This is a genomic window from Lacrimispora algidixylanolytica (assembly GCF_003609635.1).
In the GTDB taxonomy this organism is placed as follows: Bacteria; Bacillota; Clostridia; order Lachnospirales; family Lachnospiraceae; genus Lacrimispora; species Lacrimispora algidixylanolytica.
Window position 1 is genome coordinate 55,217 of the sequence record NZ_MCIA01000034.1, and the last position, 24,526, is coordinate 79,742.

Consider the following 24,526-nt stretch of genomic DNA (forward strand, 5'->3'; position numbering starts at 1 on the left):
TTTCTTACATTATTTTATATTGGATATATGATCGCTTAAGACCCGGTCATTCCCAATGGGATTATCCGTGCAAATTACCTTTTTTAATTGACTTTAATTTTGTAAAGGCTTCAAATCTGTTACATAATTGCCACTGATGTTAAGTTCCTCCAGTGCTGGAATGGAAGCTATAAAATCTACACCTGTCAAAGTATTATCTGCCAAACTAAGTTTATTAAGTCCTGGGAATTTCATTAAAAAATCTTTATGTTCGTCAAAAACAACTTTGTCATAATCAATAGAATAAATACCGTTGCCACCACTGACCTTACCATTCTTATTTAATTTTATCCCATCCAACTCTAAAACTTTCAGATTTTCCGACAACTGGACTTTATCGAAATCAAGCTCGCATTCAACCCCATTTAAATATAACTCTTGTATAGAAGGAACAAGAAAAATATTTGATATATCTTCGTATGTAGTATTTACCCAACTTATTTTAGCAGAATCATCCGTTATATTCAATTCTTTTTCTTGCTTATTTCCTCTACGTAAAAAAGGTTCAGTTCCTAGTTTAAGAACTGAACCTCCCACTTTTTTATTCAGAAGCCACATATTCCTCAGGCACAGCCAATTTAGGCTTTATGGCATTATAATAATTAGCTTTCGTTATAGTTATATACGGGTTTACATAAATTGAAGCCAGGCCAACGGTAACAAGCATTAGCAAGATCCATAATAGAAAGGATAAATCAAGAACAAAATATTCAAATTTATGGTTTATCATCATTTCCTTACTCTCCCGGATACACTGCATAATTCCTTTATCGGGATTCTCCGCTAATATAAAAACAGCCTGAGTATACCGAAAAGAAGCAATAATACCTGGTATAATAAGAAGCAAAGACCATAACATGACAAAAATAGATATCATAATACTAAGCCCAAGGACTTTAAATATGTAACGAATCCCAAGGAAAAGATCACTATAGGCCATGGAAGAATCTCTGTTTGAAACCTTAAGGCAATAAAGCAGATATCCGAAATTAAGGACTGTTGTTATAATAAAATAGATTGCTGCAAATATTAAACTGCTAACCATATAAGGAATAAACTGCGCTGGATCCTCATTTGCTTTTGTCTGAATTATAATAACACCCCATTCATCAAAAGCTCTTTGAACAATAGTCAAAATGAAAATAATAATACCAAATATAATGGTGACGCCATACGGGCTGATCGCCGCCTCTTTCATGGCAGTTTTGGCATCCATCTTTAATATGCTTCTATCCATAACACCCCTCCTAATCTTATTTATCGTTACAGTCAGTTATAAATTCAATTTATTATAGCTTTTTGCGAGATAATCCTCCAAACGAATCTTAAGTTCTTGATGTTCCTCCTTAGTAAGCTCCGGGTCTCCTTTAAACAGGACGTTTACTTCCTCTGACACTGTTTTAAGTATATTAGCATCCGTAAAAATATCCCCTAGTTTAAATTCCAGATCACCACTTTGTCGGATTCCAAAGATATCCCCAGGCCCTCGAAGCTTAAGATCCTCTGACGCGATAAAAAAGCCGTCATTGGATTTGTTTAAGATATCAAGCCGTTCCTTTGTTCCATCTTGATCGGAACCATTCACCATAATGCAGTAGGACTGGTGTTTTCCACGCCCTACCCGGCCTCTTAACTGATGGAGCTGAGCCAGACCAAACCGCTCTGCATTCTCAATCATCATGACTGTGGCATTGGGCACATTAACGCCTACTTCAATTACAGTGGTGGATACTAAAACCTTTATCTCTCCGTTGGCATATCTCTCCATGATCCCATTTTTTTCTTTTGGTTTCATTTTTCCGTGTAGGTATTCCACTGTAATGCCTGGAAGTTCTCCTTTGAGGACCTTTGTATAGTCTACTACATTTTCTGCCTCAATCATCTCACTGGCTTCAACCATAGGACATATTACATAGGCCTGGCGACCGGCAGCCACTTCATTGCGTATGAATTCATACGCTTTTTTCCGGTACCCCGTATCTACCACACAATTCTTAATTGGAAGACGATTGGCCGGCAATTCATCAATGACAGAAATATCCAGATCACCATAAATAATAATAGCAAGAGTCCTTGGTATTGGGGTAGCACTCATAACAAGCACATGAGGCTCTTCTCCCTTTTTTCCAAGCATCTCCCTCTGCCCTACACCAAACCGATGTTGTTCATCCGTGATAACTAGTGCAAGGTTATCATATACCACTTTTTCCTGGATCAGGGCATGTGTACCTACAATAATGTCAGCCTCGTGAGAAGCGATCTTACTATAGGCAATTCTCTTTTCCTTAGCTGTCATCGATCCAGTGACAAGGATGGGTACTTTTTGTATTCCATGGGCTTCAAACAGCTCTGTCATAGATTCAAAGTGCTGTTTTGCTAATACTTCCGTAGGCACCATAAGAGCTCCTTGATAGCCGTTATAAGCTGCCTGGAGAAGAGCAAGGATTGCAATGATGGTCTTACCAGATCCAACATCACCCTGAACCAGACGGTTCATTACCTGTCCACCGGAAATATCTCCATACACTTCTTTCAGTACCTTTTCCTGAGCCGTTGTAAGGGAATAGGGAAGACCTTTCTTTATCTCTTCTACATCAGGAGAAAGCTGCAAGGAATATTTGCTTTCTTTATCCTCTCTTTGCTCCTTAAGCCTCCTGACTGCCATCAGAAACAGGAAAAACTCTTCAAATACCAGACGTTTTCTTGCAAATAAAAGTTCCTTTCGGTCCTCCGGAAAATGTATATGATCAATGGCAAAATTATATTCAGCCAGCTCATGCTTTTTTCTTAAATCTGCCGGCATAAAATCCCGGATCATCTTGCGATTCTCCAGCGCCTGCTTTACAGCTCTTACCACCGTTTTATTACTAAGACCTTTCGTTTGCCCATAAACCGGCTGCATAGAATGAACAATCTGTTCATAGGCCTCTTCTGTAAATACCTCCGGCTGTTCCATGGTGAGACGTCCGCTTTTCTTTACAATTCTTCCTCGAAAGACAGCTCGCATACCAGCCTTAAGCGTCGAGTGGAGATAAGGCATGTTATACCAAGTTAAAGCAACAGATCCAGTGGGATCCGATAAAGTTGTAGTAATTACCTGGATATGGCTATAACGTTTTACATCCGGCGTTTTATGGAGCATTCCCACCACGGTCATAACTTGGTCCGGTTTTAAATCTCCCATTGGAGACGGTTCTTCATAGGTATCATATGCTCTTGGATAGTATTCCAGTAGATCTTCTATTGTCTCTACCCCAACTTTATAAAATAATTTTCCGGTTTTTTCCCCAATTCCCTTTAGTGTATCAATGGGTTCGCGGTTCATGAAAACATTCACCTCCAGGTTCCTTTTTAAATAGCAAAAATCCGGCCAGGCGGAATCCCGTCTGGCCGGGAAATAAAGTGTTTTTATTCTACTGAAATCAAATAATAATAAATGGGCTGCCCGCCAGAATGAAGTTCAACTTCACAGGCAGAGAACTTTTCCTCTGCTTTCTCTTTCAGGACATTCGCATCATCTTCGTTTACATCTTTTCCGTAGTATATAGTCACCAGTTCAGATTCTTCCTCTACCATTGAAACAAGAGAATGAAGGACTGTGGATTCTATATCCTTTCCAACTGCAAGAATACCTTGGTCTCCCAAAGCCATGATATCGCCTTCCTGGATCTCTATGTCATCAATCACAGTGTTGCGTACCGCATAAGTAATCTGTCCTGTCTTCACTCTGGACATCTCTTCTATCATGTTTCTCTCATTGTCTTCCGGAGAAAGTTCCGTTGCAAAATTTATAATTGCAGTAATTCCCTGAGGAATGGTCTTTGAAGGAATAACAATAACTTTTTTATCCTCTACCAGCCCTCTGGCCTGCTCAGCCGCCAGGATGATATTCTTGTTATTCGGGAAAATATAAACGGTATCCGCATTCACACGGTCAATGGCGTTTAACATATCTTCCGTACTTGGATTCATGGTCTGACCACCTTCAATCAAGTAATCTGTTCCGATACCACGGAATATCTCATCCAACCCTTCGCCTGCAGAAACAGAAATGAAGCCATAAGGTTTTCTTGGCTCTTCTTTCTTTTGTCTTTCTGCTTTTTGTTGCTCTGCCAGTTTTTCTGATTCTTTAATTAATTTCTCCTGGTGTTCTTCTCTCATATTGTCAATCTTCATTCGAGACAAAGAACCATATGTGAGAGCCCTTTGAATGGCAAGGCCAGGGTCATTGGTATGAACATGAACTTTTATCAGGTCATCGTCTGAAACAACCACCAAAGAATCACCTATGGTCTCCAGATAGTCCTTAAATTCAAGTTCTGCCTTTTCGTCGTATGATTTTTCCAAATTAACAATGAATTCAGTACAATAACCGAATTTGATGTCAATATCTCCCAGGTGTGCCGTCTCTGATCTAGTTTGGAACAGCTGGCCGCTTCCTTCTACAGATAAATCAATTTCTTTTCCCATAAGGGAATCAAGAGCTCCCTTAACTACCTGCATAAGTCCCTGCCCGCCGGAATCTACAACTCCAGCTTGTTTTAAAACAGGCAGCATCTCAGGAGTCTGACTCAGAACATAATCTCCGTGTTCAATCACCTTCTGACAAAATTCGATGATATCTTCTGTCTCAGTTACCAGTTCAGATGCTTTATCAGCCATCCCCTTAGCAACGGTAAGAATCGTACCTTCCTTCGGCTTCATAACTGCTTTATAAGCAGTTTCTGTTGCTCTTACAAAGGAATTGGCTAAAACGGTTGTCGTCACCTGCTCTGTACCGGAGATCTCTTTTGTAAAGCCTCGAAACAACTGGGATAAAATTACCCCTGAGTTTCCTCTAGCTCCTCTTAAAGAACCGGAAGAAATAGCTTTTGCCAATGTCTCCATGGTAGGATCTTCAATGGCGGCAACTTCTTTGGCCGCTGACATAATTGTCATGGTCATATTGGTTCCGGTATCTCCATCCGGCACTGGAAACACATTTAATTCATTAATCCATTCTTTCTTTGCTTCCAGTCCTTTTGCACCTGCCAAAAATGCTTTCTGCAGCATCTTAGCGTCTATATACTTCATACCCACAGGTAGTTTCCTCCTTAATCAATCACTCTTACGCCTTCAACATAGATGTTAATTTTATCTACTGTCATTCCAGTGAATTCTTCTACTTTGTATTTTACACTGTCAATCAGATTATCAGCCACTGCAGAAATACTGACCCCATATGCAACGATTACATGAAAATCAATCGTAATATGGTTGTCCTGGATGTTCACATTGATTCCGTGAGTCAGGCCTTCTCGCTTTAAAAGCTTAACGAGTCCATCTTTCATGCTGACGGCCGCCATACCGACAATACCGAAGCATTCTACCGCAGTAGTTCCGGCATACATAGCGATAACATCAGGGCTTACCTGGATTTCGCCCAGTTTATTATTGATATAACCCTTCATAGTCTCTACCTCCGTTCTTTCTGTCTCTTTTGATTATACATTATTTTTCCAAAAAAAGAAACAAATTTTTATTTTTCACTTGCAAATCAATGTGTTTTCTGTTATTATACACTTGTTGTGGATTTTTCAATAAAAAAAGTCCAAGTTACTTTTAAGGAGGTGCAATCATGGCTAAATGTACTATTTGTGAAAAAGCTGCTCACTTTGGCAACGCAGTGAGCCATTCCCATAGAAGATCCAACAAGATGTGGAAAGCAAATGTAAAGTCCGTTAAAGTAAAGGTTACAGGCGGTACTAAGAAGATGTACGTATGTACTTCCTGCTTAAGATCCGGATTAGTAGAAAGAGCTTAATCGAGGGAAACTCCTGACTGTTTCAGTCAGGGGTATTTTTTTATTTAAAAGATATAATTTTTAAAGGGGGATGGTTTGTATTTAAACCAAGCCCCCTTTTATATTTTATGGCAATGTTCTCTCAACAACAGAACAGGTTATATCCCAATACCAGACATCCAATGATAAACAAAATCGTAACAATTGTTGCCGGGATAAAAAGCAGGATCGCCATACCTGCTCCGAAGCAGAACAGCATAAGTCCGCATACTCTTCTCATATCATCCCTCAATTCATTCAGCTATATGATATCCTATGCGGCTTATCCCCTACTTATGACTCTTCGTTTTCTTTCTCCTGTGCAGCGGCCATTTCCTCTGCAACTTTTAATGCATCTGAAGAAACTTCTTTTGATCCTCCGGTAAACTTATTCACAAAATCAGGAACCATGTCCAAAATCTTTGTTACTGCATCCTGCTGTTTAATATTCACCAGCTTTGTTACTCCATTTTGAATAATAAGAACCGCACTAGGGCTCATCTTTGCATGCATTCCACCTGCACCACGCTGTTTTGCGTTCTCTGCAAAGGAACCAGCAGCCATACCGCAGGTCACATCCACCAAAGGAAGAATAATTGCGTCATCCACCTTTACTGCATCTCCTACTACTGTTTTCGTTGCTACAAAGGCATCCATCCCTTTAAACAGGGCCTCTACCGTAGATGTAAAATTATTCTCTGCCATCGAAAGCAATTCCTCCTTTATCGAAGCCATTTCTTCAACATCATCCTGAAATTTTTATCCATCAACATACGTGATCCTATCAACAGTGCTGTGCCTATTCGAATTCTTCCACGGAACGTTCCTTCCGCCTGAAAAATAGCCTGGTCAAACATAGGATACAAATTAAGATGTTTATGGACGAATGGATATATTACGCTGGAATACATCAGCACTTGACCAGTCAAATACGGGTCATCAAAACCAAATGTAATGCTGCCTTTTCCCTTTAGGGGGAGAATGTGACGAATTAGTTTTTTCCCTTGTCTCAGAAATAGTTTAACGGTTTTCTGGTTCTCCTTGCTGGAAATCCAGGAAAAAATTTCATTTTTTTTCTCTTTTACTGTCTTTAGTGTATCACAGACTCTACGAAAAAAAAACTTAAGTTTTGTAAAAAAACGAAGTATTCTCCTCTTTCCTTTTTCCCATAAGGAAGTAAAAAAGAGGGGCTTCTTTGTCTTCTCTTCATCATCAATCGATTCAAACATCTCCGGAAGCTTCTGGATTTCACTCTGAACCTTTTCCTTTGCCTCTTTGGCATCTTTTAGCGGTTCTGGTTCGATTCTCTCCATAGCATGAACCAAGATATCTTCTGCTTCTTCTAGTTCTCGATCCAACTTTTTAGGTTTCATAATACGAAATCCAAATAATCGTACGGTCATCGTTAAGTCTTCTTCATACCGAAACCGTATAGAAAGGATATGTAGCAACCAAGAGATGCCGGCGCTTCCCCTTCCTTTCTCGTAATAAGAACCAGATCCATGATATCTTACAGGTACAAAAAGCACAGCCAGAAGAACTGCCAAAAGAAGTCCCAGTATGACCAGTAAAATAAGTCCTAATATTTTTAATATCAATAAAATTATATGAAGCATGGACACCTCACACCTTACCGGCTTCCTCATCTAAAAAGGCAGATAAATCGAAGCCACCTGTTATCCGGTACATGTCATGAACCATACGTCCGGCCACCTCCAATGCCTCCCAATAATCAGCTGCTATGCCTAATATAAAAACCTCTTCTTGTCTGAAAAAAGGGGCAAATAATTCCGCAGTGGGGTAGATATCAAGTATATTATTCCCATTTGAAGCGGGCATAATCACATAAATATCTGATTTTGGCTTTGATTTTCGAATTCCCTGTATGATTTTATACCGTTTCTTCTTGGCCTTTTCGCCTACGTACAGACGGTCAAACCAGCTTATTTTCATCATCCATCAGCTCTTCCAATAATTCCTTGCAGGTTTCTTTTTCCGCCTCGTCCAAACAGCTTGTAAGGCTTCCTGTGATATACGATTGAATTTCATCAATAGAACCGAAATACACGGGAAGGTCTGATAAAACCTTCGCCATTATGGCACGTACCACCTGTTTTGAAGATCCGGCAAAAACATCTTCCAGTTCCTTTAAATACGCACCTGCTTCTTTTTCCAGAGAAAGACGATCTACTAAAACTTCTTCCTCTGTCTTTTCAGACTCTTCCTTAGAAGATAAGCATTTTAATTCAGCAAAACTGCTCCCAGACATAAGAATGTCTACGTTTGCTGATTTTATATAATGGGGATTGGAATACCATTCCTCATCCGCCTGCGGAAGTTCAATCTTTAGATACTTCTCATATAAAGTTTCCTGTCTGCCTTCCATCTGGGTGAGCTTAAGGAAAATTTCATCAGAACCAAAAGAATCCTCTTCTTTAGAAAAATTATGAAGAATCTCCTTTACAACGGAAGAATATAATTCCTCTTCTTTTACATCCACAACCGCTTCCGAACCTGACAAAATTAGGACACAAAAATCATTGACGATCTCCTGAAGCATCACGTAAAATCCAGATTCTTTCGTAAGTCCTTCTGAAACAGTTCCCAGATTATCTATTGCATTTTCATAGCTTTCAGCTGTCATTTTCTTATAGTCAATACTACGCAGCTGCTCCAAAAGTTTATAAAACTCCTGGTATCCATGATCCATATCTTTTGGAAGTCGAGTCATAGATTCAGTACGAAGTGTATACATCATATCTTTAAGGCTTTCCATGGGGGAGCCAATATATACCGAAAGGCCCTCCATTACAAGGCTGAAAAACTTCTGCTTTGTAAGTCGAACGGGTAGCTGTCCTATCACTTCTTTGATTCTTCCATTCATAACAGCTGTCTCACTGGATCCTGTAATATACTCCAATAGACGTTTTGCGAATGCATCATCATGAATTGAGCTTGCAGGCATTACTTTAAACTTTCTTTCCAGACGGTTTAATACGTACTCAAAAATCTGAAAACAATCCGCATAGGAAGTCATCACTTCAACTTTACGGGTAATATCTTCTCTAAGAGCTAGCACTCCCTCTAAAACATCTTTACCGGAATAATAATCAGAAAGAAGCTCATTTAGTCGTGTGCTGCAATCAGAAACATGTTCAGAAACACGAGGTTCCTCAGCGATAGATTCAAATAGAGTATAATAATTTAGCACTAGCCTTACATAAGAGTATTGATATGCTGTAGTCATCTGTTTTTTCAGTAATCGGGTATCCAAATTTTATCTCCTCTCGGATTTTATCAGGTATTGTAATTGGAAAGGATGGAACGCCGTAATAAATCTAGAGCCTTTACAACAGACTGTTCTCTGATTTTTTCACGGTTTCCTTTAAAGTGATATTCTTCTACTTTCACTTTATCCTTCAGATAGCAAGCAATATATACCAGACCAACAGGCTTTTCACCTTCGGAAATCGGTCCTGCAATTCCTGTTACTGCAATGCAAACATCTGCACCAGTAGCAAAAACTCCGCCCAGTGCCATTTCTTTCGCGGTCTGCTTGCTGACGGCACCGTATTGTTTCAGAGTGCTTTTATTAACATTCAAACGTTTTCTCTTTGCCTTATTGGAATAAGTCACAAATCCCTCTCGAAACACCTCGGAAGCTCCTGATACATTGACAATACGGCCTGAAATCAATCCTCCTGTACAGGATTCTGCTGTTGTCACGGTTAACTCATGCTTTTTAAGAAGACGAACTACCGCCATTTCGATGGTTTCCTCTTCTTTCGTGGTAAACACATCGTTGCCAAAGCGATTTTTAATCTCTTTTACAACGGGTTTTAAAAGTTCCTTTGCTTCCTCTTCATTAGAAGCTTTGGCAGTGATCCGTAAGTGGACCTCTGCCGTCTTCGCATAGGTTGCAATGGTGGGATTTGACTGTCCATTAATAAGATCTAAAAGCTTGTCTTCTACTTGACTCTCTCCCTGACCACATAGCTTGATCATCTGAGAGCGAATCACTTCCGGCTGACGTTCCTGCAAATAAGGAAATACCTGTTCTTCAAAGAGTGGCTTCAACTCACCGGGAGGTCCAGGAAGTAATATTGCTGTCTTTCCATCTTTTTCAAGAATGAGTCCAGGAGCTGTTCCATTATGGTTTTCTAATACTTTGGCCCCCTGAGGAACCAAGGCCTGTTTCCAGTTATTATCCGGTATTTCTTTATAAATACTGTTCTTAAAATATTCTGTGATGAGGTCTCTTGTGTGATCATCCTCTTCCAAGGAAGATCCCATGACCTCTGCACAAACTTCTTTTGTCAGATCATCCTCCGTAGGTCCAAGACCACCGGTTAGAATCACGACATCTGAACGGTCCAGGGCAGTTTTTAACACCTGGGACAAACGCTCCCTGTTGTCTCCGACTGTCACCTGATGATACATGGATAAACCTAAAAGAGCACACTTTTCTGCTAGATACTGGGTGTTCGTATTTACAATATTACCGAGCAAAAGCTCTGTTCCAACTGAAACCAGTTCGACAACCATAATGATTACATACTCCCTTCTGTAAGAACCTTATAATTCTTTACGATATAATCAATGAGTGATACGATCGTAAGGATGACTGCCAGCCAGACAAATACAACTGTTACCGGCGTTAACAACGGTATATTCACCATAAGAAGAACGGACATGATCATCTGGGAGGCCGTTTTAAACTTACCCCATTTGCTTGCTGCAATGACAATTCCATTATCAGAAGCTACCAATCGAAATCCACTAATGATAAATTCCCTACTTATGATAACAATAACGACCCATGCCGAAAGCTGATTTAACGCCGTAAAACAGATAAGTCCTGAACAAACTAAAAGCTTATCCGCTAACGGATCCATAAACTTTCCGAAATTTGTTACCAGTCCATATTTTCTTGCAATCATTCCATCCAACAAATCCGTAAAACTTGCGACAATAAATATAGCAGCTGCAATCCAACGGTAATTGACATTGGTACCACCCTCTAGCAGAAGAAATAAAACAAAAAACGGAATCATGATAACCCTTAAAATCGTTAGCTTATTCGGTAAATTCATCTTCCAACTCCCCCATCAAATCATATTCCATAGCTCCGGTAACCCGAACCTTGGCAAAATCACCTGACATCAATTCCACACCTGTCTGGACAAATATCATTCCATCCACGCCAGGGCAATCCATATAAGTACGCCCTACATAAGCATTTTCATCTGCTACTTTGCCTTCAATCATAACTTCTACCGTCTTTCCGACCATAGACTCAGAATGATCTAAGGAAATTTCCTGCTGAAGTTCCATGATTGCATCACGGCGTTCTTCTTTCACTTCTTGATCTACGTGATTAGCAAAACCTGCCGCTGGTGTATCTTCTTCTGCTGAATAAGCAAATACTCCTAAACGCTCAAATTCCAACTCATCTACGAATTCCATAAGCTCCTCGTGATCTTCCTCTGTTTCACCTGGGAAACCAGAGATTAAAGTGGTACGAAGTGCAATATCAGGTATCTCTTTGCGAAGCTTCCCTACAATTTCTCTAAGCTGATTTTTCGTAGTTCTCCGTCCCATGAGCTTTAAGATACGATCGCTGGCATGCTGGATAGGCAAATCAAGATAATGACATATTTTTTCTTCTTCTTTTATTGTCTGAATCATCTCATCTGTAATTTCCTCAGGATAGCAATACTGAACTCTAATCCACTGAATCCCTGAGATACGGCAAAGTTTCTTTAACAGTTCAGGAAGAGATTTCTTGCCATATAAATCCACGCCATAAAGTGTAGTTTCCTGGGCAACTAAAATAAGTTCCTTTACGCCCTTACTTGCCAATTCCTCTGCTTCTTTTAAAAGTCGTTCCATCGGAACACTGCGGTAATTGCCACGCAAAGTAGGAATGATACAGTAAGTACAATGCTTATCACAGCCTTCTGCAATTTTCAGGAATGCATAATGCCCTCCAGTAGTAAGAACTCGTCCTGTTTCCATCTCAGGAATCCCCTGAAGATCGTGGAAACGCTGAACATGTTCTACGCCGCTTAAAGCTTCTCTTAATACATTGGAGATCTCATCATAGGTGGAGGTACCAAGAATTCCATCGACTTCTGGTATCTCATCAATAATCTCCTGTTTATATCTCTGAGCAAGGCAACCAGTTACAATAAGTGCCTTACAATTTCCGTCTATCTTTCTTTGAGCCATCTCTAAAATGGTATTAATGCTCTCTTCCTTCGCATCTCCGATAAAACAACAGGTATTAATTACAATAACATCTGCCTCATGTTCATCGTCAGTAAAGGTATATCCGTCTTTATTTAAAAGGCCCAGCATCATCTCGGTATCAACCAGATTCTTATCACAGCCCAGTGAAATACATAATAATTTCATCTTAAAACTCCCGTCGTAAATATTTGTATATGAGAAAAGCCATCTTCCAAAAGGGAGACGGCCTTTCTCTTAATTATCGTCTTCTTCTGTTGCGTCCGCTTCGCTTAAAATCTTTACTTGGCCTTCGTACAACTCCTCAACGGCAATAGAAAGCGGTTTTTTACCGTAACCTGGTACGCAGGGCTCTGAACCAGCGATAATCTGTCTTGCTCTTTTTGCAGCTGCGATCACAATAGAATAACGGCTCTGTACGACAGGAGCATCTCCTGGTACAACCTCACTGTTTATTACATTAATTAAATCTGAATAAGATGGATGTAACATCTTTGTTCCCCTCTCTAAATCACTATATTTTCTTCAATTCTTCCCGAATCTGAGATAAAAACGCACCATTATTGGATGCCCGGTTATGCTGGACCTGTATCATCTGGTGCATTGCTTCTACACAAGTTTCTATTTTTTCGTTAATAAGGATATAGTCATAAGCCTCCATACCCTCCGCTTCTTCCGCAGCCCTGCGAAGTCTGGCATTTATTACTTCCATACTCTCTGTGCCTCGACCGATAAGCCTGCGTTTGAGTTCCTCTGCGCTAGGAGGCATCACAAAAATTAAAATAGTCTCAGGAAAACGTTCTTTTATTTTAAGTGCTCCCTGTATTTCAATTTCCAGAATTACATCCTTGCCCTTTTTCATCTGATTTAAAACATATTCTTTGGGAGTTCCATAAAAATGTTTTACATACTGAGCATACTCAATCAGGGCATCTTTTTCAATCATATCCCGGAAGTTTTCTTCTGTCACGAAAAAATATTCACGTCCATCCGTCTCCCCTTCTCTTGGGTTTCTGGTGGTTGCAGATATAGACAGTGCATAATTATCGTACCGTTTCAGAAGCTCTTTCATAAGAGTTCCTTTTCCTGCTCCTGAAAACCCAGATACAACTGCCAACATTCCTTGCTCATTCATGAGTCTGTTACACTCCCTATTCAATATTCTGGATCTGTTCTCTGACCTTTTCAATCTCGGTCTTTAATGTAATGGCTTTGTCAGAAATCTCCAAATCATTGGCCTTAGAAAGAATGGTATTGGCTTCTCTGTTCATCTCTTGTGCAATGAAATCCAACTTTCTTCCCACACTTGTGCCAACTCCCAGTTCAGACCTGGTATTCTCAATGTGGCTTCTTAACCGGACGGTTTCTTCATCCACACAAATTTTATCAGCAAATATCGTAACCTCTGTGGCAATTCTTCCTTCATCAATGGAAGCGCCTGACAGCAGTTCCTTTACCTTGTCCTCAAGCTTTCCACGATACTCTTGCAAAATCCTTGGGGAGCGTTCTTCAATAAAGTCCAGTATCTCCAGCATATTACCCAGCTTTTTCATCAAATCATTACAAAGGGTCTCCCCTTCGGTAATCCTGGTCTCTACAAAACGCTTTGCAGCCTCTTCAATGGTTTCAGAAAGAAGTTTCCACATCTGATCTTCATCTTCTGTCACTTCATCCATGGTAAGAACCTCTGGGCATTTAGCCAGGGTAGATACCTTAATATCATTTTGGATTCCAAACTCTTTCTCCATCTTTGTAAAATGATCCATATATTCAGCAGCTAGAGCGCTGTTATACTTTAAACACAGCTTATTCTCTGTATAATCCTCATAGCTGATAAAAACATCAACCTTACCCCGCTGTATATAATTCTTTAACAGATTTCTAATTCCTGTTTCAAAGAAATTAAACTTTTTCGGCATCTTTACGCTTAAATCCAAATATCTGTGATTTACAGCTTTCATCTCGACGGAAATTTTATATTCATCCGTGACGGTTTCATACCTGCCGAAACCTGTCATGCTCTTAATCATTGCAAATGCCTCTCTTTCGCCATAGATATAATCCATTATAAGTCATATTAAAAAACAAGTCAATTGGTTTTAAATTTTACACAACAGTGTTTTTGTGGTATACTATCTATATTTTAATCAGACTTTCACCGGAGGAAATAATACAATGGCTTTAGACGGAATTGTAATGGCTAATCTTGCAGCAGAAATGAAAAACCGGCTGGAAGGCGGAAAAATCGCTAAAATCGCCCAGCCGGAAAAGGATGAACTGCTGTTTACTATTAAAAATCAGAAAAATACATGGAGGCTCCTAATTTCAGCTAGTGCCAGCCTTCCACTTGTTTATTTTACAGAATCCAATAAGCAAAGCCCCATGACTGCGCCTAATTTTTGCATGCTTTTACGCAAGCATATTGGAAACGGTCGAATTCTAGGCGTAAGCCAACCCGGTCTAGAACGTATTCTATGCATGGAAATCGAACATTTAGACGAACTTGGAGATAAACGGGTTAAAAAGTTAATAATAGAGATTATGGGAAAGCACAGCAATATTATCTTCTGCAATGAGGAGGGAATAATCTTAGACAGCATCAAGCACATATCTGCTCAGGTGAGTTCCGTTAGAGAAGTCCTTCCCGGCAGAACTTATTTTATCCCTCAAACTACAGAAAAAAAAGACCCACTGTCCATTACCCAAGAAGAGTTTCAGGAGGCAATGAGCAGCACGCCTGCCCCCATACAAAAAGCACTGTATCTAAAACTCACTGGCTTTAGTCCAATTATGGGACATGAACTTTGTCACATGGCCTCCATTGATGCGGACCATTCTGCGAATGAGATGACCGAAATGGAGATGGTTCACTTATATCGTACCCTTTCTCATGTAGTTTCAGATATTCATCAGGCGAATTTTTCACCTAATATCATTTACCGTAATGAGGAGCCAGTTGAATTTTCCGCCCTCCCTATGTCATGCTTTCAAAGTGATGAGTATCAGGCAACTCCCTTTGAATCCATCAGTTTACTTTTAGAAACTTATTACGCCACTAAAAATACGATTACAAGAATTCGCCAGAAATCAGTGGATCTTCGTAAAATTGTCCAGACCGCATTAGAGCGAAACTATAAAAAGTTCGACTTGCAGGAAAAACAGCTTAAGGATACAGAAAAAAAGGATAAATACAAGGTCTATGGAGAGCTTCTAAATACCTACGGATATGAACTGTCCGGTGGAGAGAAAAAGCTGACCTGCCTCAATTACTATACCAATGAAGATATTACTATCCCTTTAGATGATCAACTATCCGCAAAAGAAAATGCAAAGAAATATTTTGATAAATATAACAAGTTAAAACGTACCTTTGAAGCCGTCACAGAACAGATTCGCGAAACCAAACAAGAAATTGATCATCTGGAATCCGTAAGTGCTGCTCTTGACATTGCATTAAAAGAAGAAGATTTAGTGCAAATTAAAGAGGAACTGATGGAGTACGGCTATGTTAAACACCGCCGTGCAGGTGACAAAAAGCCCAAGGTAACCAGTAAACCATTTCACTATATTTCCTCTGACGGCTTCCACATCTATGTAGGAAAGAATAATTACCAGAACGAAGAACTTACCTTTAAGGTTGCAACCGGCAATGACTGGTGGTTCCACGCAAAAGGCATTCCAGGTTCCCATGTCATCGTAAAATCTGAAGGCAAGGAGATACCAGACAGATTATACGAAGAAGCCGGAGCCCTAGCCGCCTATTATTCCAAAGGCCGGGACGGCGATAAGGTAGAAGTGGATTATATTCAGAAGAAACAAATTAAAAAAGTAACCGGAGCGGCACCTGGTTTCGTGATTTACCACACCAATTACTCTATGGTCGCAGAACCCAAATTAATTTTGGAGGAAGTTTAATATACGGAATGTAACACTCCAAAACCAAAAGAAGCGCTTGAATGTCTTATTTCTCATTCAAGCGCTTCTTGTTTCATTCTTCTTGGGTTTCATTCTTCTTGGTATTGCTTAGTTACATCATTTTTCTATTTCGTCTTCCCCGTAACCTGGAATGATTGAAAGGAAGGAACATCATCAACAATTGCAGCTACTTTATAACGGTATTCTACTGCCGATGATAATTCTGAATCCTGATAGGATCGAGCGCTTCCCTCAAGTGTTTTAATCTGTTTAAAGCTTTGTCCTGGCTCTGCCCTATATACGGCGTAGCCAGACACCTCGTGACCATATTTACCATCGCTAGCTGCATTCCATTCTAATTGAATAGTCTGAGCATTAACTCCTTTTGCAGTCACTTCTGGTACTTTGATTCCACCCGATAACAAATAACTTAAATTAGCAGGCTGATTATAAGCAGTATTCTGCCATGCAACACCCTCCCGGTAAGCACGATCGGTCAAAAGACAGGGAACCCGATAGGTGGTTTCTATGGGTGTGCTGTAAATCCTTACCTTATTCTTATCTTGTGCATCCCTTACAATGATTTCTTCTCTCCAGTCTCCAATTATATCTGCCACAAGACACGCATTGCCTTTTGTCCCATTGTTTAGCATAGTGCCATTCATTTGTATCAGGATATCTGATTTTTGATTCTCATAATCCCACTTCTGAACTTGAGGAATTAACTGTGTGGAGTTATTGGAATCAAAGAGCTCCATCAGTAGATCCCCATCCCAAAAAATGGAGAAATTCTGACTTGGCTTTTTGCCTTCTTCATAAATCTGCTGTCCTTTGACATTGTAAGTGATTGCCTTAATCGACGCCCACATCTCTGCACCGGGATACCTAGGATCTATATCTGCGGCAACGCCTCGTCCGGTGTCCTGACCATATTGATACCCCCATAAAATCTGACCTGTTTCCGCATCATGAAGCTCCACGTGGTACCTGGCATTTTTTTCTTCATGCACTTGAAATACTTCCAGCTTGCCGTCGTCATTCCAGTCACTGACATGCATGGCATCTCCATGGCCTAGTCCTGTGGTATATTTCGGTTTTCCATTATGATCAACCGTCAAAGAACCATATATGATTTCGTCCTTTCCCTCCCCATCCACATCATTAATAGAAAGATTGTGATTTCCCTGACCAGCATATTTATCTCCTGTTGGGACGTCAAACAACCACTTCTTCGTAAGCTTACCATTTTTTAAATCCCAAGCGGCAATGGCTGTTCTTCCGTAATATCCTCGGCAAAATACAGCGCTGGGATTGGTACCATCAAGATAAGCAGTCGCTGCCAGAAACCGATCCGGTCGGTTTGCATATCCCTGTGGCTCTGGATTTCCTTTGCTGTCCAGTCCCCACATAGAAGTGTCCCAGGTCCCTGTTGCTGCATTATAAATTCCCCGGGAAGGCAAATAAGCAGTCGTATCAATAATCATACCTGTTCTGCCGTCAAAAGCAGTTAAGAACTCTTCTCCTTTTACAATGCGTCCGATTCTTCCGCTAAAACTACGAAAGTCATATTTGTCACTAATTTTATTAGTAGGAAGAGCTTTTGAATTGACAGCTCCTACGTGTCCGGTTTCTTTCAGATTACCATTCACATTCTGGTATGAAGTAGAACCATCAGCAGTCTTTAATAATACCTCAGCACATCCGTCTCCGTCATAATCCCATACTTGAAACTGGGTATAATGAGCGCCAGAACGGATATTGACTCCTAAGTCAATTCTCCACATCATGGTTGCTACCCCAGTACTTGTATCAATATCGTAGGCATCTAGAAAGGTCGTTCCTGTATACCCATCAATTGAGTTATCCTGAGCATTATCCGGATACCATTTAACAATGAGCTCCAAACGTCCATCTCCATCCAAATCTCCTACGGACATATCATTTGCTGAATAATTTGTAATAGAGCCGTCTGGCATGGTTTGTGATTCCGGAGCCTTAAGACTTAATTCTATGTATTCCTGATTCCAAGCCAGAGCTGTTTGACCTATACTGAATTTCCCGGTGTTGTCCTGTAATTCGTAACTGTCTCCTGCTTTTCCCTGCTGATCAAAATAATTCGTAATAACACCACGATATATCTCCTGGCCATTTCTCTTTAGTATAAACTCCGCTCCCGCCCCATCTTCTTGGTAAAACCGCCAACTCACCAGAACTCCTTGATTGGTTGTCACTGCTGTAAGTGCCCTGTCTGAAGTATTTTCCAATCCTCCGTGCTGCTTTGCTGGAAATAAGCCTTCTGCATTTGCATCCATTCCAGATGATGCACTTACAATAAACAAAACACCGGCCAATACGATGAATCCTTTTTTTAATTTCTTCTTTAAATACATCTCTTCCCCTCCATAATCATTATTTTCCCCTTACCACGATTTGAATAAGAAGTATCCCCGATACACCTTCCCCTCCTCCTTTCACTATTGTAACTATAACTTGGGAATCTCCTGGAATAATTCTAACATTATGGCGAAATATCTGTAAATAATCATTATGTAACGCAATAAATGTGCGTATATATCAGGTTAGAAAGAGTCAGTTATCATAATAAGAACCTAAAAAAATCCCTAACAAGTAGCCTTACCAAGGATACACTTGTTTGGAACAATAAAATAAGCAGGCCACAAGAAAGAAATCACCATTCTTTCTGTACCTGCTTTATATCGTCCCGAACTATCAAACCTTCTTTATTAATTATCAAAGTATTCTACAATAGCCTGTCTCCCGGGAACGTTGGTTATCACCTCAATATAGTATTTCTCTGGAATCAAAATTTTCCCTTTGCGTTTGGACAAGATTTTCTTCTCCGCAGAGGTAACATTCTTTTTATCTTCCAATCTGAGAATTTTCCGAAATAAAGACCTTCTCATTAATACGTTCTCCTAATCCCTTTTACCCTATGTACCCAAAGCAAAAATCCTAACAATATCTTGATCCAGCAAATTCATACAGCCATAATCAGCGGTACGAAACAATGGATACAATTACGATTACACGAAATAACTTATAAAATAATGTTAACATTGACTTAATGTCAATCTAACATTCATTTCCCCCTTAGTTATTCCGTGTAATCTAAAATTTCACATCAAACGGCTACTCACACCGTTTGAGATAATCAAGCTTTTTCATCATTCATGGTCTTCACCACTTTTTACATACTCATACCGAACATTTGCCTATACAAACTTTTACCGCTTCTGAAATCCGTTTAAATCCATTATTTTGCATCTTTAGCTTTTAATACTACTTCCGGGATTTTTCTTTCATAAATTCCAGCAGGAATACTTCTTCCTACAGAATTTAAGGACACCTTTACTAAAGCCTTCTGAACTCTTTCAATCAATGTTTTCTTCATCCCTTGTATTCTCCTTCTAAATTATTTTTATTTTGGGGAAGCAATGTCAATACTTCCAAAATAACTGGAATCATAATCAGTTCTCTCAATGATGGGAAAAATGTGGATAGAGCCATCAAAACGATCAATATTACAAAAGAGAAAATCTTTTTTTGTAAGATATCCTGAGAACTGAAATATTCAATGTTAATGGTACGAGGAACACAAAGCCATATAATCAATACAGAGGCTGCAAAAATGAGAGGCAGCACGGAAATATGCATATTTATGTAAGTATCCGCCAAAAGCGAAGTTGCCCATATCAGCATCATACTGAAACCGCAGCCTAGCCCCGTTCTGGCATGAATTCCGCCAGCCTGAAGTCTCAGACCACAAAAGGACGATAATATAATAAATGTATCAAAGCCTTTGCCAATTAGGATACCCATTAATTGAATCAGCGCAAACTTTAAAATATTATCCAGCAATAATTCCATTCCATATTGAATCACTTTGTTTTCGTCCTGACTTTTTGGATTTATTTTGTTCATCCAATTACAAAATCCGACAGCAATTCCTGTAATACTCATAATGATCACCACCACTAGATGATATAGTATCATATTTTCGTTTGAATGAATGTTTTTGAAGTTTTCGTTGGTTTTTTCTTCTTAAGCGTTAGATGTATACTTTGTGCAAACAATTTCCTTTACTTTCCAATTACAACAGAGTAAAATATATATACTTACTAGCGAGGGGAAACATTATGACTTATTTAATCTATACGCTTACCGGCGGCTTATGTATTTATTTTTCCAGTGTGCATTTGCTTCCTAACAAATTGACGAACGCCAGAAAACTTTGTATATTTATGTACGCTTTTGGCAGCCTGTTTTTATTCAATAGAATCTACGGACAGGCCAGTACATACATTACCTTTGTGGGGATCTTATTGCTGATTTATATCTTTGCAAAAGAGCCTTATTTAAACATGGCATTTTATTTGTTTGGTTATCTTTATACCATAGCATTCAATTATCTGTTTATGTGGGCGGCTGGCTTTATCCTTCAGATGGATATGCAGGATCTTCTGACTCATGATATGCTAAATGTTATTTTTTCTATCACCTACAGCATATACTGCGGCATTTCCACAAAATTCATTGGCTGGTACATACACAAAAAGCTGAATATAACTCAATACTTAACAAATCCGCATTTGTTAAAGGCCATTTTCATTGACCTTTTTATTTTAGTGTTCTTTTATATTTTCAATTTCTCCTATGGAGAATACTTAGGTTATAACTTTGGTGTCATTGCATTAAACGGAATCATCTTTCTTTTACTCTTTGCAATCACGGTTTATCTTATGTATTCCATCTATAAGGCCACTATGGGAGAACAGGCTAACAAACATCGTATGGCACAGTTTGAAAGCCTTCGCCTTTATACGGAACGTTTGGAAACTTCTTATGGAATCATGAGAAAATTCAAGCATGATTATATGAATATTTTAAGCACAATGTCAGGATATATGGAAGAAGATAATATGGATGGACTGATGAAATATTATGGAGACCGAGTTCTTCCCATAAGCCACGCATTTGCCGAATCAGATACAAAGCTTGGGGCATTGTCTAATATTAAAAATACCGCATTAAAAAGCCTACTTTCTTCAAAATTCATATATTCCATGGAAATTGGAATAAAAGCAGAAATCGAATTGACGGAATCAATCGAAACAATTCCCATAGATGCTTTGGATCTTTCCCGAATCATTGGGATCTTTATGGATAACGCCATTGAAGCGGCTACGGAAACAAAAGAAAAAGAGCTGATTTTTTGTATGTTTCGCAAGGATGAGGATCTTTACATCATCATAAGAAACACTTCTCCTGCACTGGATCATCCCGTATCGGCACTTCCCGGCCAGGGGGTCTCTTCTAAAGGCATGAACCGGGGAATTGGCCTTTATAATGTGGCAATGATTTTAGGTAACTATGATAATGCCAACTGGAACACAACATATGAGGAACCTTATTTCACACAGGAGATAATCCTAAAGCCAAATGTTACATAGGGAGTAAAAAATGATACATATATATCTTTGTGAAGATGATAATAGACAATTAACACGTTGGAAAAATACAGTGGAAAAGTATTTGTTGATGAACTCTACTGAATCTCAACTTTACTGTGCTGCCTCAAGTCCTGCCGAACTTCTTTCTATCCGCAAAAAATCCACGGTTATCGGACTATATTTTTTAGACATTGACTTGCAGTCCGATAAAAATGGAATCGAACTTGCTCAGGAAATACGCAAATACGATCCCAGAGGGTATATTGTTTTCGTCACAACACACAGCGAAATGGCGGTTCTTACCTTTCGTTATAAAGTGGAAGCTATGGATTTTATAGTAAAAGATGAAATCAAAACACTTCCTGACCGAATCTGTGACTGCATTAAAAATGCAGAAAACAACTACAAGACTCAATTAAACGCTTCCAATCGCCTGCTCTCTGTAAAAGTGGATAAAACGTCTCTGATTTTCGATCAGGATGATATTGTTGCAATTACAACCTGCGAGGAAAACCATAAGATAATGATTCATACGAAAAATGGTGTCCGTCAGATGGCCGGATCCCTAAAAGAGTTAAACGCTATTTTAAACTCTACCTTCTTCCAATGCAGCCGCTCTGTCATTGTGAATCTAAGGCATGTACTAAAATATTCAAAGGAAGATGCCGTTTTAACCATGGATAACAAAGAAACTTATAATGTTTCCATACGTATGATGGGCAAACTACAAAAGGCTTTAAAGCAGATTTAGATAAATCAAAAGGGCACCCCTATAAGTCAACTAAACTTGTAGGGAGTGCCCTTCTGTATTTCTATCTTTTCCTTACCGAAATGTATCTATTAATTCGAATGCATTAACAGCCATCGCCATATGTGCCCTTAGACTTCACTAACTTTGGACGATATCCTTCAGCTGTCAAAGCGGCCATAATAGTATTTTTATGATCTGTTCCAAACGCCTCCAAGGTGATGCGAAGTTCCACAGCCGAATTTCTGTTAATTGTAATAAACTGGTTATGCTCCAGGCGGATTACATTGCCTTGTTCCTTTGCAAGAAGAGCGGACACTTTTGCAAGTTCTCCTGGCTTGTCCGGAAGAAGAATGGACACTGTAAAGATTCGATCCCTCTGAATTAAACCTAATTGAACGATGGAAGCCATTGTGATCACATCCATATTTCCACCGCTTAAAATGGAGACGATTTTCTTATTTTCTACCTTCATATGCTTTAAAGCTGCAACCGTAAGAAGTCCTGAGTTCTCCACTATCATTTTATGATTCTCAACCATATCAAGGAATGATACGATGAGCTCAGAATCCTCTATGCTGATGATTTCATCTACATTATCCTGGATATATGGGAAAAGCTTATCTCCTGGACATTTTACAGCGGTACCATCAGCAATTGTATTGACATTGGGAAGGGAAACTACCTTACCCTGGCGTATGGATTCCTGCATGCAATTAGCCCCTGCAGGTTCTACCCCGATAATCTTGATTTTTGGATTTAACATTTTAGCCAAGGTGGAAACACCGGCGCATAAACCGCCGCCTCCAATGGGAACCAAAATATAATCAACGGTAGGAAGCTCTTTGACTATTTCCATAGCAATGCTTCCCTGTCCGGCAGCAACATCTAGATCATTAAATGGATGGACAAATGTCAGTCCACGCTCATCCGCCAGCTTGTAAGCGTAATCACAAGCTTCGTCGAAAACATCACCTTCTAATATAACTTCTGCACCATACCCCTTGGTTCTGTTCACCTTCATAAGAGGAGTGGTAGTCGGCATAACGATGGTAGCAGGGATTCCAGCTAATTTTGCCGCATAGGCAACTCCCTGTGCATGATTACCGGCAGAAGCAGTAATTAATCCTTTGGCTTTTTCTTCCTCGGATAAGGTGCTAATCTTATAATAAGCTCCACGCACCTTATATGCACCTGTATACTGCATATTTTCCGGTTTAAAATACACTTTATTGCCGGTCTGAGCAGAGAAATATTCACTGTGTACCAGCTTGGTTTCCAAGGTTACCTTACTTACGACTTCTGATGCTTCTTCGAACTTTTCCAATGTCAACATATTTAAGCCTCTACTTTCTCATCTGCGTGAAACAATGCATTCACAAATTCGTTTGCATTAAATTTCTGTAAGTCATCGATTTTCTCCCCAACCCCAATGTATTTCACAGGAATGCCAAGTTCCGACTGAATGGCAACGGCAATTCCTCCCTTAGCAGTGCCATCAAGCTTCGTAAGAATAATTCCAGTAATATCTGCAACTTCCATAAACTGTTTTGCCTGGACAAGGGCATTCTGGCCGGTAGTTCCATCTAAGACCACCAGAGTTTCTCTATAGGCATCTGGATATTCCTTGTCGATAATCCGGTTTATCTTCTTAAGCTCCTCCATCAAGTTCTTCTTGTTGTGGAGACGTCCTGCTGTATCACAGATGAGCACATCTGCCTGTCTTGATTTTGCTGCCGCTACAGCATCAAAAACCACCGCTGCTGGGTCTGAACCCTCCTGCTGTGCAATAATATCCACTCCGGCTCTTCTGGCCCATTCTGTCAGCTGCTCAATGGCTGCCGCGCGGAAGGTATCTGCAGCTGCTACAATCACTTTTTTTCCGTCGTCTTTCATCTGCCCTGCAAGTTTTCCAACAGAAGTTGTCTTTCCTACTCCATTGACACCGATTATAAGTAAAACGGATTTGCGATTCTCAAATTCGTAAGCATTTTCACCAAGATCCATCTGTTCTCTGATGCTATCCATAAGGAGCTGTTTGCATTCGGATGGATCTTTGATTCCCTGCTCTTTTACCTTTTTCTTTAGATCTTCTACAATGGACATGGTCGTCTGGATTCCCAGATCGCCCATGATGAGAATCTCTTCAATTTCTTCATAAAACTCTTCATCAATAGCCGAGAAGCCGCTGAAAATGGAATCCACGCCGGCGATAATGTTATCCCTTGTCTTTTGAAGTCCAGCAACCAGCTTCCCAAAAAATCCCTTTTTCTCATTCATAGT

General features: G+C 39.7%; 26 protein-coding genes. 4 read left to right on the forward strand and 22 right to left on the reverse strand.

Annotation, left to right across the window (positions count from 1 at the left end; genetic code table 11):
- Nucleotides 1–93 precede the first annotated feature (93 nt).
- The 5 genes from BET01_RS19040 to BET01_RS19060 all read right to left on the reverse strand — a co-directional run bounded on the left by BET01_RS19040 (nucleotide 94) and on the right by BET01_RS19060 (nucleotide 5,489).
- Nucleotides 94–597 carry a leucine-rich repeat domain-containing protein gene (locus BET01_RS19040; RefSeq protein ID WP_120198464.1) on the reverse strand — a complete coding sequence of 168 codons (504 nt, stop codon included), beginning with the start codon at nucleotides 595–597 and terminating at the stop codon, nucleotides 94–96.
- Nucleotides 581–1,276: a DUF975 family protein gene (locus tag BET01_RS19045; RefSeq protein WP_120198465.1), complete on the reverse strand. Its 696-nt coding sequence runs from the start codon at nucleotides 1,274–1,276 to the stop codon at nucleotides 581–583. Before BET01_RS19045 ends, BET01_RS19040 begins: the two co-directional genes overlap by 17 nt.
- 36 nt (nucleotides 1,277–1,312) lie before the next feature.
- Entirely contained in the window at nucleotides 1,313–3,364 is a 2,052-nt protein-coding gene (recG, locus tag BET01_RS19050) for an ATP-dependent DNA helicase RecG (RefSeq protein WP_120198466.1), read from the reverse strand.
- Between the two features lie 83 nt (nucleotides 3,365–3,447).
- On the reverse strand, nucleotides 3,448–5,118 hold the full coding sequence (locus tag BET01_RS19055) for a DAK2 domain-containing protein (protein WP_120198467.1): 1,671 nt from the start codon (nucleotides 5,116–5,118) through the stop codon (nucleotides 3,448–3,450).
- Nucleotides 5,119–5,132: 14 nt separating this feature from the next.
- Entirely contained in the window at nucleotides 5,133–5,489 is a 357-nt protein-coding gene (locus BET01_RS19060) for an Asp23/Gls24 family envelope stress response protein (RefSeq protein WP_120198468.1), read from the reverse strand.
- A gap of 167 nt (nucleotides 5,490–5,656) precedes the next feature.
- Here BET01_RS19060 and rpmB point away from each other — a divergent pair, with 167 nt between their 5' ends.
- Nucleotides 5,657–5,842, forward strand: a complete 186-nt coding sequence (gene rpmB, locus BET01_RS19065) for a 50S ribosomal protein L28 (protein WP_120198469.1) — start codon at nucleotides 5,657–5,659, stop codon at nucleotides 5,840–5,842.
- Between the two features lie 121 nt (nucleotides 5,843–5,963).
- On the opposite strand, the gene BET01_RS21780 is transcribed toward rpmB, so the two are convergent.
- The 11 genes from BET01_RS21780 to BET01_RS19115 form a co-directional block, all read right to left on the reverse strand.
- Complete coding sequence (locus tag BET01_RS21780; protein WP_013272624.1) at nucleotides 5,964–6,101, reverse strand: hypothetical protein; 138 nt, start codon at nucleotides 6,099–6,101, stop codon at nucleotides 5,964–5,966.
- A 53-nt stretch (nucleotides 6,102–6,154) separates the two neighbouring features.
- Nucleotides 6,155–6,565 carry a GerW family sporulation protein gene (locus BET01_RS19070; protein WP_120198470.1) on the reverse strand — a complete coding sequence of 137 codons (411 nt, stop codon included), beginning with the start codon at nucleotides 6,563–6,565 and terminating at the stop codon, nucleotides 6,155–6,157.
- A gap of 17 nt (nucleotides 6,566–6,582) precedes the next feature.
- Nucleotides 6,583–7,476 carry a hypothetical protein gene (locus BET01_RS19075; protein WP_120198471.1) on the reverse strand — a complete coding sequence of 298 codons (894 nt, stop codon included), beginning with the start codon at nucleotides 7,474–7,476 and terminating at the stop codon, nucleotides 6,583–6,585.
- A 7-nt stretch (nucleotides 7,477–7,483) separates the two neighbouring features.
- Nucleotides 7,484–7,816 (reverse strand): hypothetical protein, encoded by a 333-nt coding sequence (locus BET01_RS19080; RefSeq protein ID WP_243117278.1) that lies wholly within the window; start codon nucleotides 7,814–7,816, stop codon nucleotides 7,484–7,486.
- Complete coding sequence (locus BET01_RS19085) at nucleotides 7,794–9,134, reverse strand: hypothetical protein (RefSeq protein WP_120198472.1); 1,341 nt, start codon at nucleotides 9,132–9,134, stop codon at nucleotides 7,794–7,796. The genes BET01_RS19080 and BET01_RS19085 overlap by 23 nt, the downstream gene beginning before the upstream one ends.
- A 23-nt stretch (nucleotides 9,135–9,157) precedes the next feature.
- Nucleotides 9,158–10,405: a competence/damage-inducible protein A gene (locus BET01_RS19090; protein WP_120198473.1), complete on the reverse strand. Its 1,248-nt coding sequence runs from the start codon at nucleotides 10,403–10,405 to the stop codon at nucleotides 9,158–9,160.
- A 5-nt stretch (nucleotides 10,406–10,410) separates the two neighbouring features.
- Nucleotides 10,411–10,953 (reverse strand): CDP-diacylglycerol--glycerol-3-phosphate 3-phosphatidyltransferase, encoded by a 543-nt coding sequence (gene pgsA, locus BET01_RS19095; protein WP_120198474.1) that lies wholly within the window; start codon nucleotides 10,951–10,953, stop codon nucleotides 10,411–10,413.
- Nucleotides 10,937–12,277: a 30S ribosomal protein S12 methylthiotransferase RimO gene (rimO, locus tag BET01_RS19100; protein WP_120198475.1), complete on the reverse strand. Its 1,341-nt coding sequence runs from the start codon at nucleotides 12,275–12,277 to the stop codon at nucleotides 10,937–10,939. The genes pgsA and rimO overlap by 17 nt, the downstream gene beginning before the upstream one ends.
- Nucleotides 12,278–12,346: 69 nt before the next feature.
- Nucleotides 12,347–12,601, reverse strand: coding sequence for a DNA-directed RNA polymerase subunit omega (gene rpoZ, locus BET01_RS19105; protein ID WP_120198476.1), 255 nt, complete (start codon nucleotides 12,599–12,601; stop codon nucleotides 12,347–12,349).
- Between the two features lie 22 nt (nucleotides 12,602–12,623).
- A complete protein-coding gene (gmk, locus tag BET01_RS19110; RefSeq protein ID WP_120198477.1) occupies nucleotides 12,624–13,244 on the reverse strand; it encodes a guanylate kinase in 621 nt (206 codons plus the stop codon).
- 16 nt (nucleotides 13,245–13,260) lie between these two features.
- On the reverse strand, nucleotides 13,261–14,139 hold the full coding sequence (locus BET01_RS19115) for a YicC/YloC family endoribonuclease (protein ID WP_120198478.1): 879 nt from the start codon (nucleotides 14,137–14,139) through the stop codon (nucleotides 13,261–13,263).
- A gap of 145 nt (nucleotides 14,140–14,284) precedes the next feature.
- Between BET01_RS19115 and BET01_RS19120 the strand changes: the two genes are divergently transcribed.
- A complete protein-coding gene (locus BET01_RS19120) occupies nucleotides 14,285–16,024 on the forward strand; it encodes an Rqc2 family fibronectin-binding protein (RefSeq protein ID WP_120198479.1) in 1,740 nt (579 codons plus the stop codon).
- Nucleotides 16,025–16,149: 125 nt separating this feature from the next.
- Here BET01_RS19120 and BET01_RS19125 read toward each other — a convergent pair whose 3' ends face one another.
- The 4 genes from BET01_RS19125 to BET01_RS19140 all read right to left on the reverse strand — a co-directional run bounded on the left by BET01_RS19125 (nucleotide 16,150) and on the right by BET01_RS19140 (nucleotide 20,005).
- Nucleotides 16,150–18,414: a rhamnogalacturonan lyase family protein gene (locus tag BET01_RS19125; RefSeq protein ID WP_243117279.1), complete on the reverse strand. Its 2,265-nt coding sequence runs from the start codon at nucleotides 18,412–18,414 to the stop codon at nucleotides 16,150–16,152.
- Nucleotides 18,415–18,768: 354 nt separating this feature from the next.
- Nucleotides 18,769–18,948, reverse strand: coding sequence for a hypothetical protein (locus BET01_RS19130; protein WP_120198480.1), 180 nt, complete (start codon nucleotides 18,946–18,948; stop codon nucleotides 18,769–18,771).
- A gap of 350 nt (nucleotides 18,949–19,298) precedes the next feature.
- Nucleotides 19,299–19,436 carry an exodeoxyribonuclease V subunit alpha gene (locus BET01_RS19135; protein WP_120198481.1) on the reverse strand — a complete coding sequence of 46 codons (138 nt, stop codon included), beginning with the start codon at nucleotides 19,434–19,436 and terminating at the stop codon, nucleotides 19,299–19,301.
- The gene (locus tag BET01_RS19140; RefSeq protein WP_158585104.1) at nucleotides 19,433–20,005 is read right to left on the reverse strand and encodes an accessory gene regulator B family protein; all 573 of its coding nucleotides are present in this window, start codon (nucleotides 20,003–20,005) and stop codon (nucleotides 19,433–19,435) included. The genes BET01_RS19135 and BET01_RS19140 overlap by 4 nt, the downstream gene beginning before the upstream one ends.
- 176 nt (nucleotides 20,006–20,181) lie before the next feature.
- Here BET01_RS19140 and BET01_RS19145 point away from each other — a divergent pair, with 176 nt between their 5' ends.
- Both BET01_RS19145 and BET01_RS19150 read left to right on the forward strand, forming a co-directional pair.
- Complete coding sequence (locus tag BET01_RS19145; protein ID WP_158585105.1) at nucleotides 20,182–21,495, forward strand: sensor histidine kinase; 1,314 nt, start codon at nucleotides 20,182–20,184, stop codon at nucleotides 21,493–21,495.
- A 10-nt stretch (nucleotides 21,496–21,505) separates the two neighbouring features.
- Nucleotides 21,506–22,246, forward strand: coding sequence for a LytR/AlgR family response regulator transcription factor (locus tag BET01_RS19150; RefSeq protein WP_120198484.1), 741 nt, complete (start codon nucleotides 21,506–21,508; stop codon nucleotides 22,244–22,246).
- 103 nt (nucleotides 22,247–22,349) lie between these two features.
- Here BET01_RS19150 and ilvA read toward each other — a convergent pair whose 3' ends face one another.
- Both ilvA and ftsY read right to left on the reverse strand, forming a co-directional pair.
- A complete protein-coding gene (ilvA, locus tag BET01_RS19155; RefSeq protein WP_120198485.1) occupies nucleotides 22,350–23,579 on the reverse strand; it encodes a threonine ammonia-lyase in 1,230 nt (409 codons plus the stop codon).
- Nucleotides 23,580–23,581: 2 nt separating this feature from the next.
- Nucleotides 23,582–24,523: a signal recognition particle-docking protein FtsY gene (gene ftsY, locus BET01_RS19160; protein ID WP_120198486.1), complete on the reverse strand. Its 942-nt coding sequence runs from the start codon at nucleotides 24,521–24,523 to the stop codon at nucleotides 23,582–23,584.
- Nucleotides 24,524–24,526 lie beyond the last annotated feature (3 nt).

Bases quoted from the DNA above. Each gene is read 5' to 3' on its own strand.
- BET01_RS19040 (WP_120198464.1), bottom strand. From the start codon at position 597: ATGTGGCTTCTGAATAAAAAAGTGGGAGGTTCAGTTCTTAAACTAGGA.
- BET01_RS19045 (WP_120198465.1), bottom strand. From the start codon at position 1,276: ATGGATAGAAGCATATTAAAGATGGATGCCAAAACTGCCATGAAAGAG.
- recG (WP_120198466.1), bottom strand. From the start codon at position 3,364: ATGAACCGCGAACCCATTGATACACTAAAGGGAATTGGGGAAAAAACC.
- BET01_RS19060 (WP_120198468.1), bottom strand. From the start codon at position 5,489: ATGAAGGGTTATATCAATAATAAACTGGGCGAAATCCAGGTAAGCCCT.
- rpmB (WP_120198469.1), top strand. From the start codon at position 5,657: ATGGCTAAATGTACTATTTGTGAAAAAGCTGCTCACTTTGGCAACGCA.
- BET01_RS21780 (WP_013272624.1), bottom strand. From the start codon at position 6,101: ATGAGAAGAGTATGCGGACTTATGCTGTTCTGCTTCGGAGCAGGTATG.
- BET01_RS19070 (WP_120198470.1), bottom strand. From the start codon at position 6,565: ATGGCAGAGAATAATTTTACATCTACGGTAGAGGCCCTGTTTAAAGGG.
- BET01_RS19075 (WP_120198471.1), bottom strand. From the start codon at position 7,476: ATGCTTCATATAATTTTATTGATATTAAAAATATTAGGACTTATTTTA.
- BET01_RS19080 (WP_243117278.1), bottom strand. From the start codon at position 7,816: ATGATGAAAATAAGCTGGTTTGACCGTCTGTACGTAGGCGAAAAGGCC.
- BET01_RS19090 (WP_120198473.1), bottom strand. From the start codon at position 10,405: ATGGTTGTCGAACTGGTTTCAGTTGGAACAGAGCTTTTGCTCGGTAAT.
- pgsA (WP_120198474.1), bottom strand. From the start codon at position 10,953: ATGAATTTACCGAATAAGCTAACGATTTTAAGGGTTATCATGATTCCG.
- rimO (WP_120198475.1), bottom strand. From the start codon at position 12,277: ATGAAATTATTATGTATTTCACTGGGCTGTGATAAGAATCTGGTTGAT.
- rpoZ (WP_120198476.1), bottom strand. From the start codon at position 12,601: ATGTTACATCCATCTTATTCAGATTTAATTAATGTAATAAACAGTGAG.
- gmk (WP_120198477.1), bottom strand. From the start codon at position 13,244: ATGAATGAGCAAGGAATGTTGGCAGTTGTATCTGGGTTTTCAGGAGCA.
- BET01_RS19115 (WP_120198478.1), bottom strand. From the start codon at position 14,139: ATGATTAAGAGCATGACAGGTTTCGGCAGGTATGAAACCGTCACGGAT.
- BET01_RS19120 (WP_120198479.1), top strand. From the start codon at position 14,285: ATGGCTTTAGACGGAATTGTAATGGCTAATCTTGCAGCAGAAATGAAA.
- BET01_RS19125 (WP_243117279.1), bottom strand. From the start codon at position 18,414: ATGTATTTAAAGAAGAAATTAAAAAAAGGATTCATCGTATTGGCCGGT.
- BET01_RS19130 (WP_120198480.1), bottom strand. From the start codon at position 18,948: ATGAGAAGGTCTTTATTTCGGAAAATTCTCAGATTGGAAGATAAAAAG.
- BET01_RS19135 (WP_120198481.1), bottom strand. From the start codon at position 19,436: ATGAAGAAAACATTGATTGAAAGAGTTCAGAAGGCTTTAGTAAAGGTG.
- BET01_RS19140 (WP_158585104.1), bottom strand. From the start codon at position 20,005: ATGAGTATTACAGGAATTGCTGTCGGATTTTGTAATTGGATGAACAAA.
- BET01_RS19145 (WP_158585105.1), top strand. From the start codon at position 20,182: ATGACTTATTTAATCTATACGCTTACCGGCGGCTTATGTATTTATTTT.
- BET01_RS19150 (WP_120198484.1), top strand. From the start codon at position 21,506: ATGATACATATATATCTTTGTGAAGATGATAATAGACAATTAACACGT.
- ilvA (WP_120198485.1), bottom strand. From the start codon at position 23,579: ATGTTGACATTGGAAAAGTTCGAAGAAGCATCAGAAGTCGTAAGTAAG.
- ftsY (WP_120198486.1), bottom strand. From the start codon at position 24,523: ATGAATGAGAAAAAGGGATTTTTTGGGAAGCTGGTTGCTGGACTTCAA.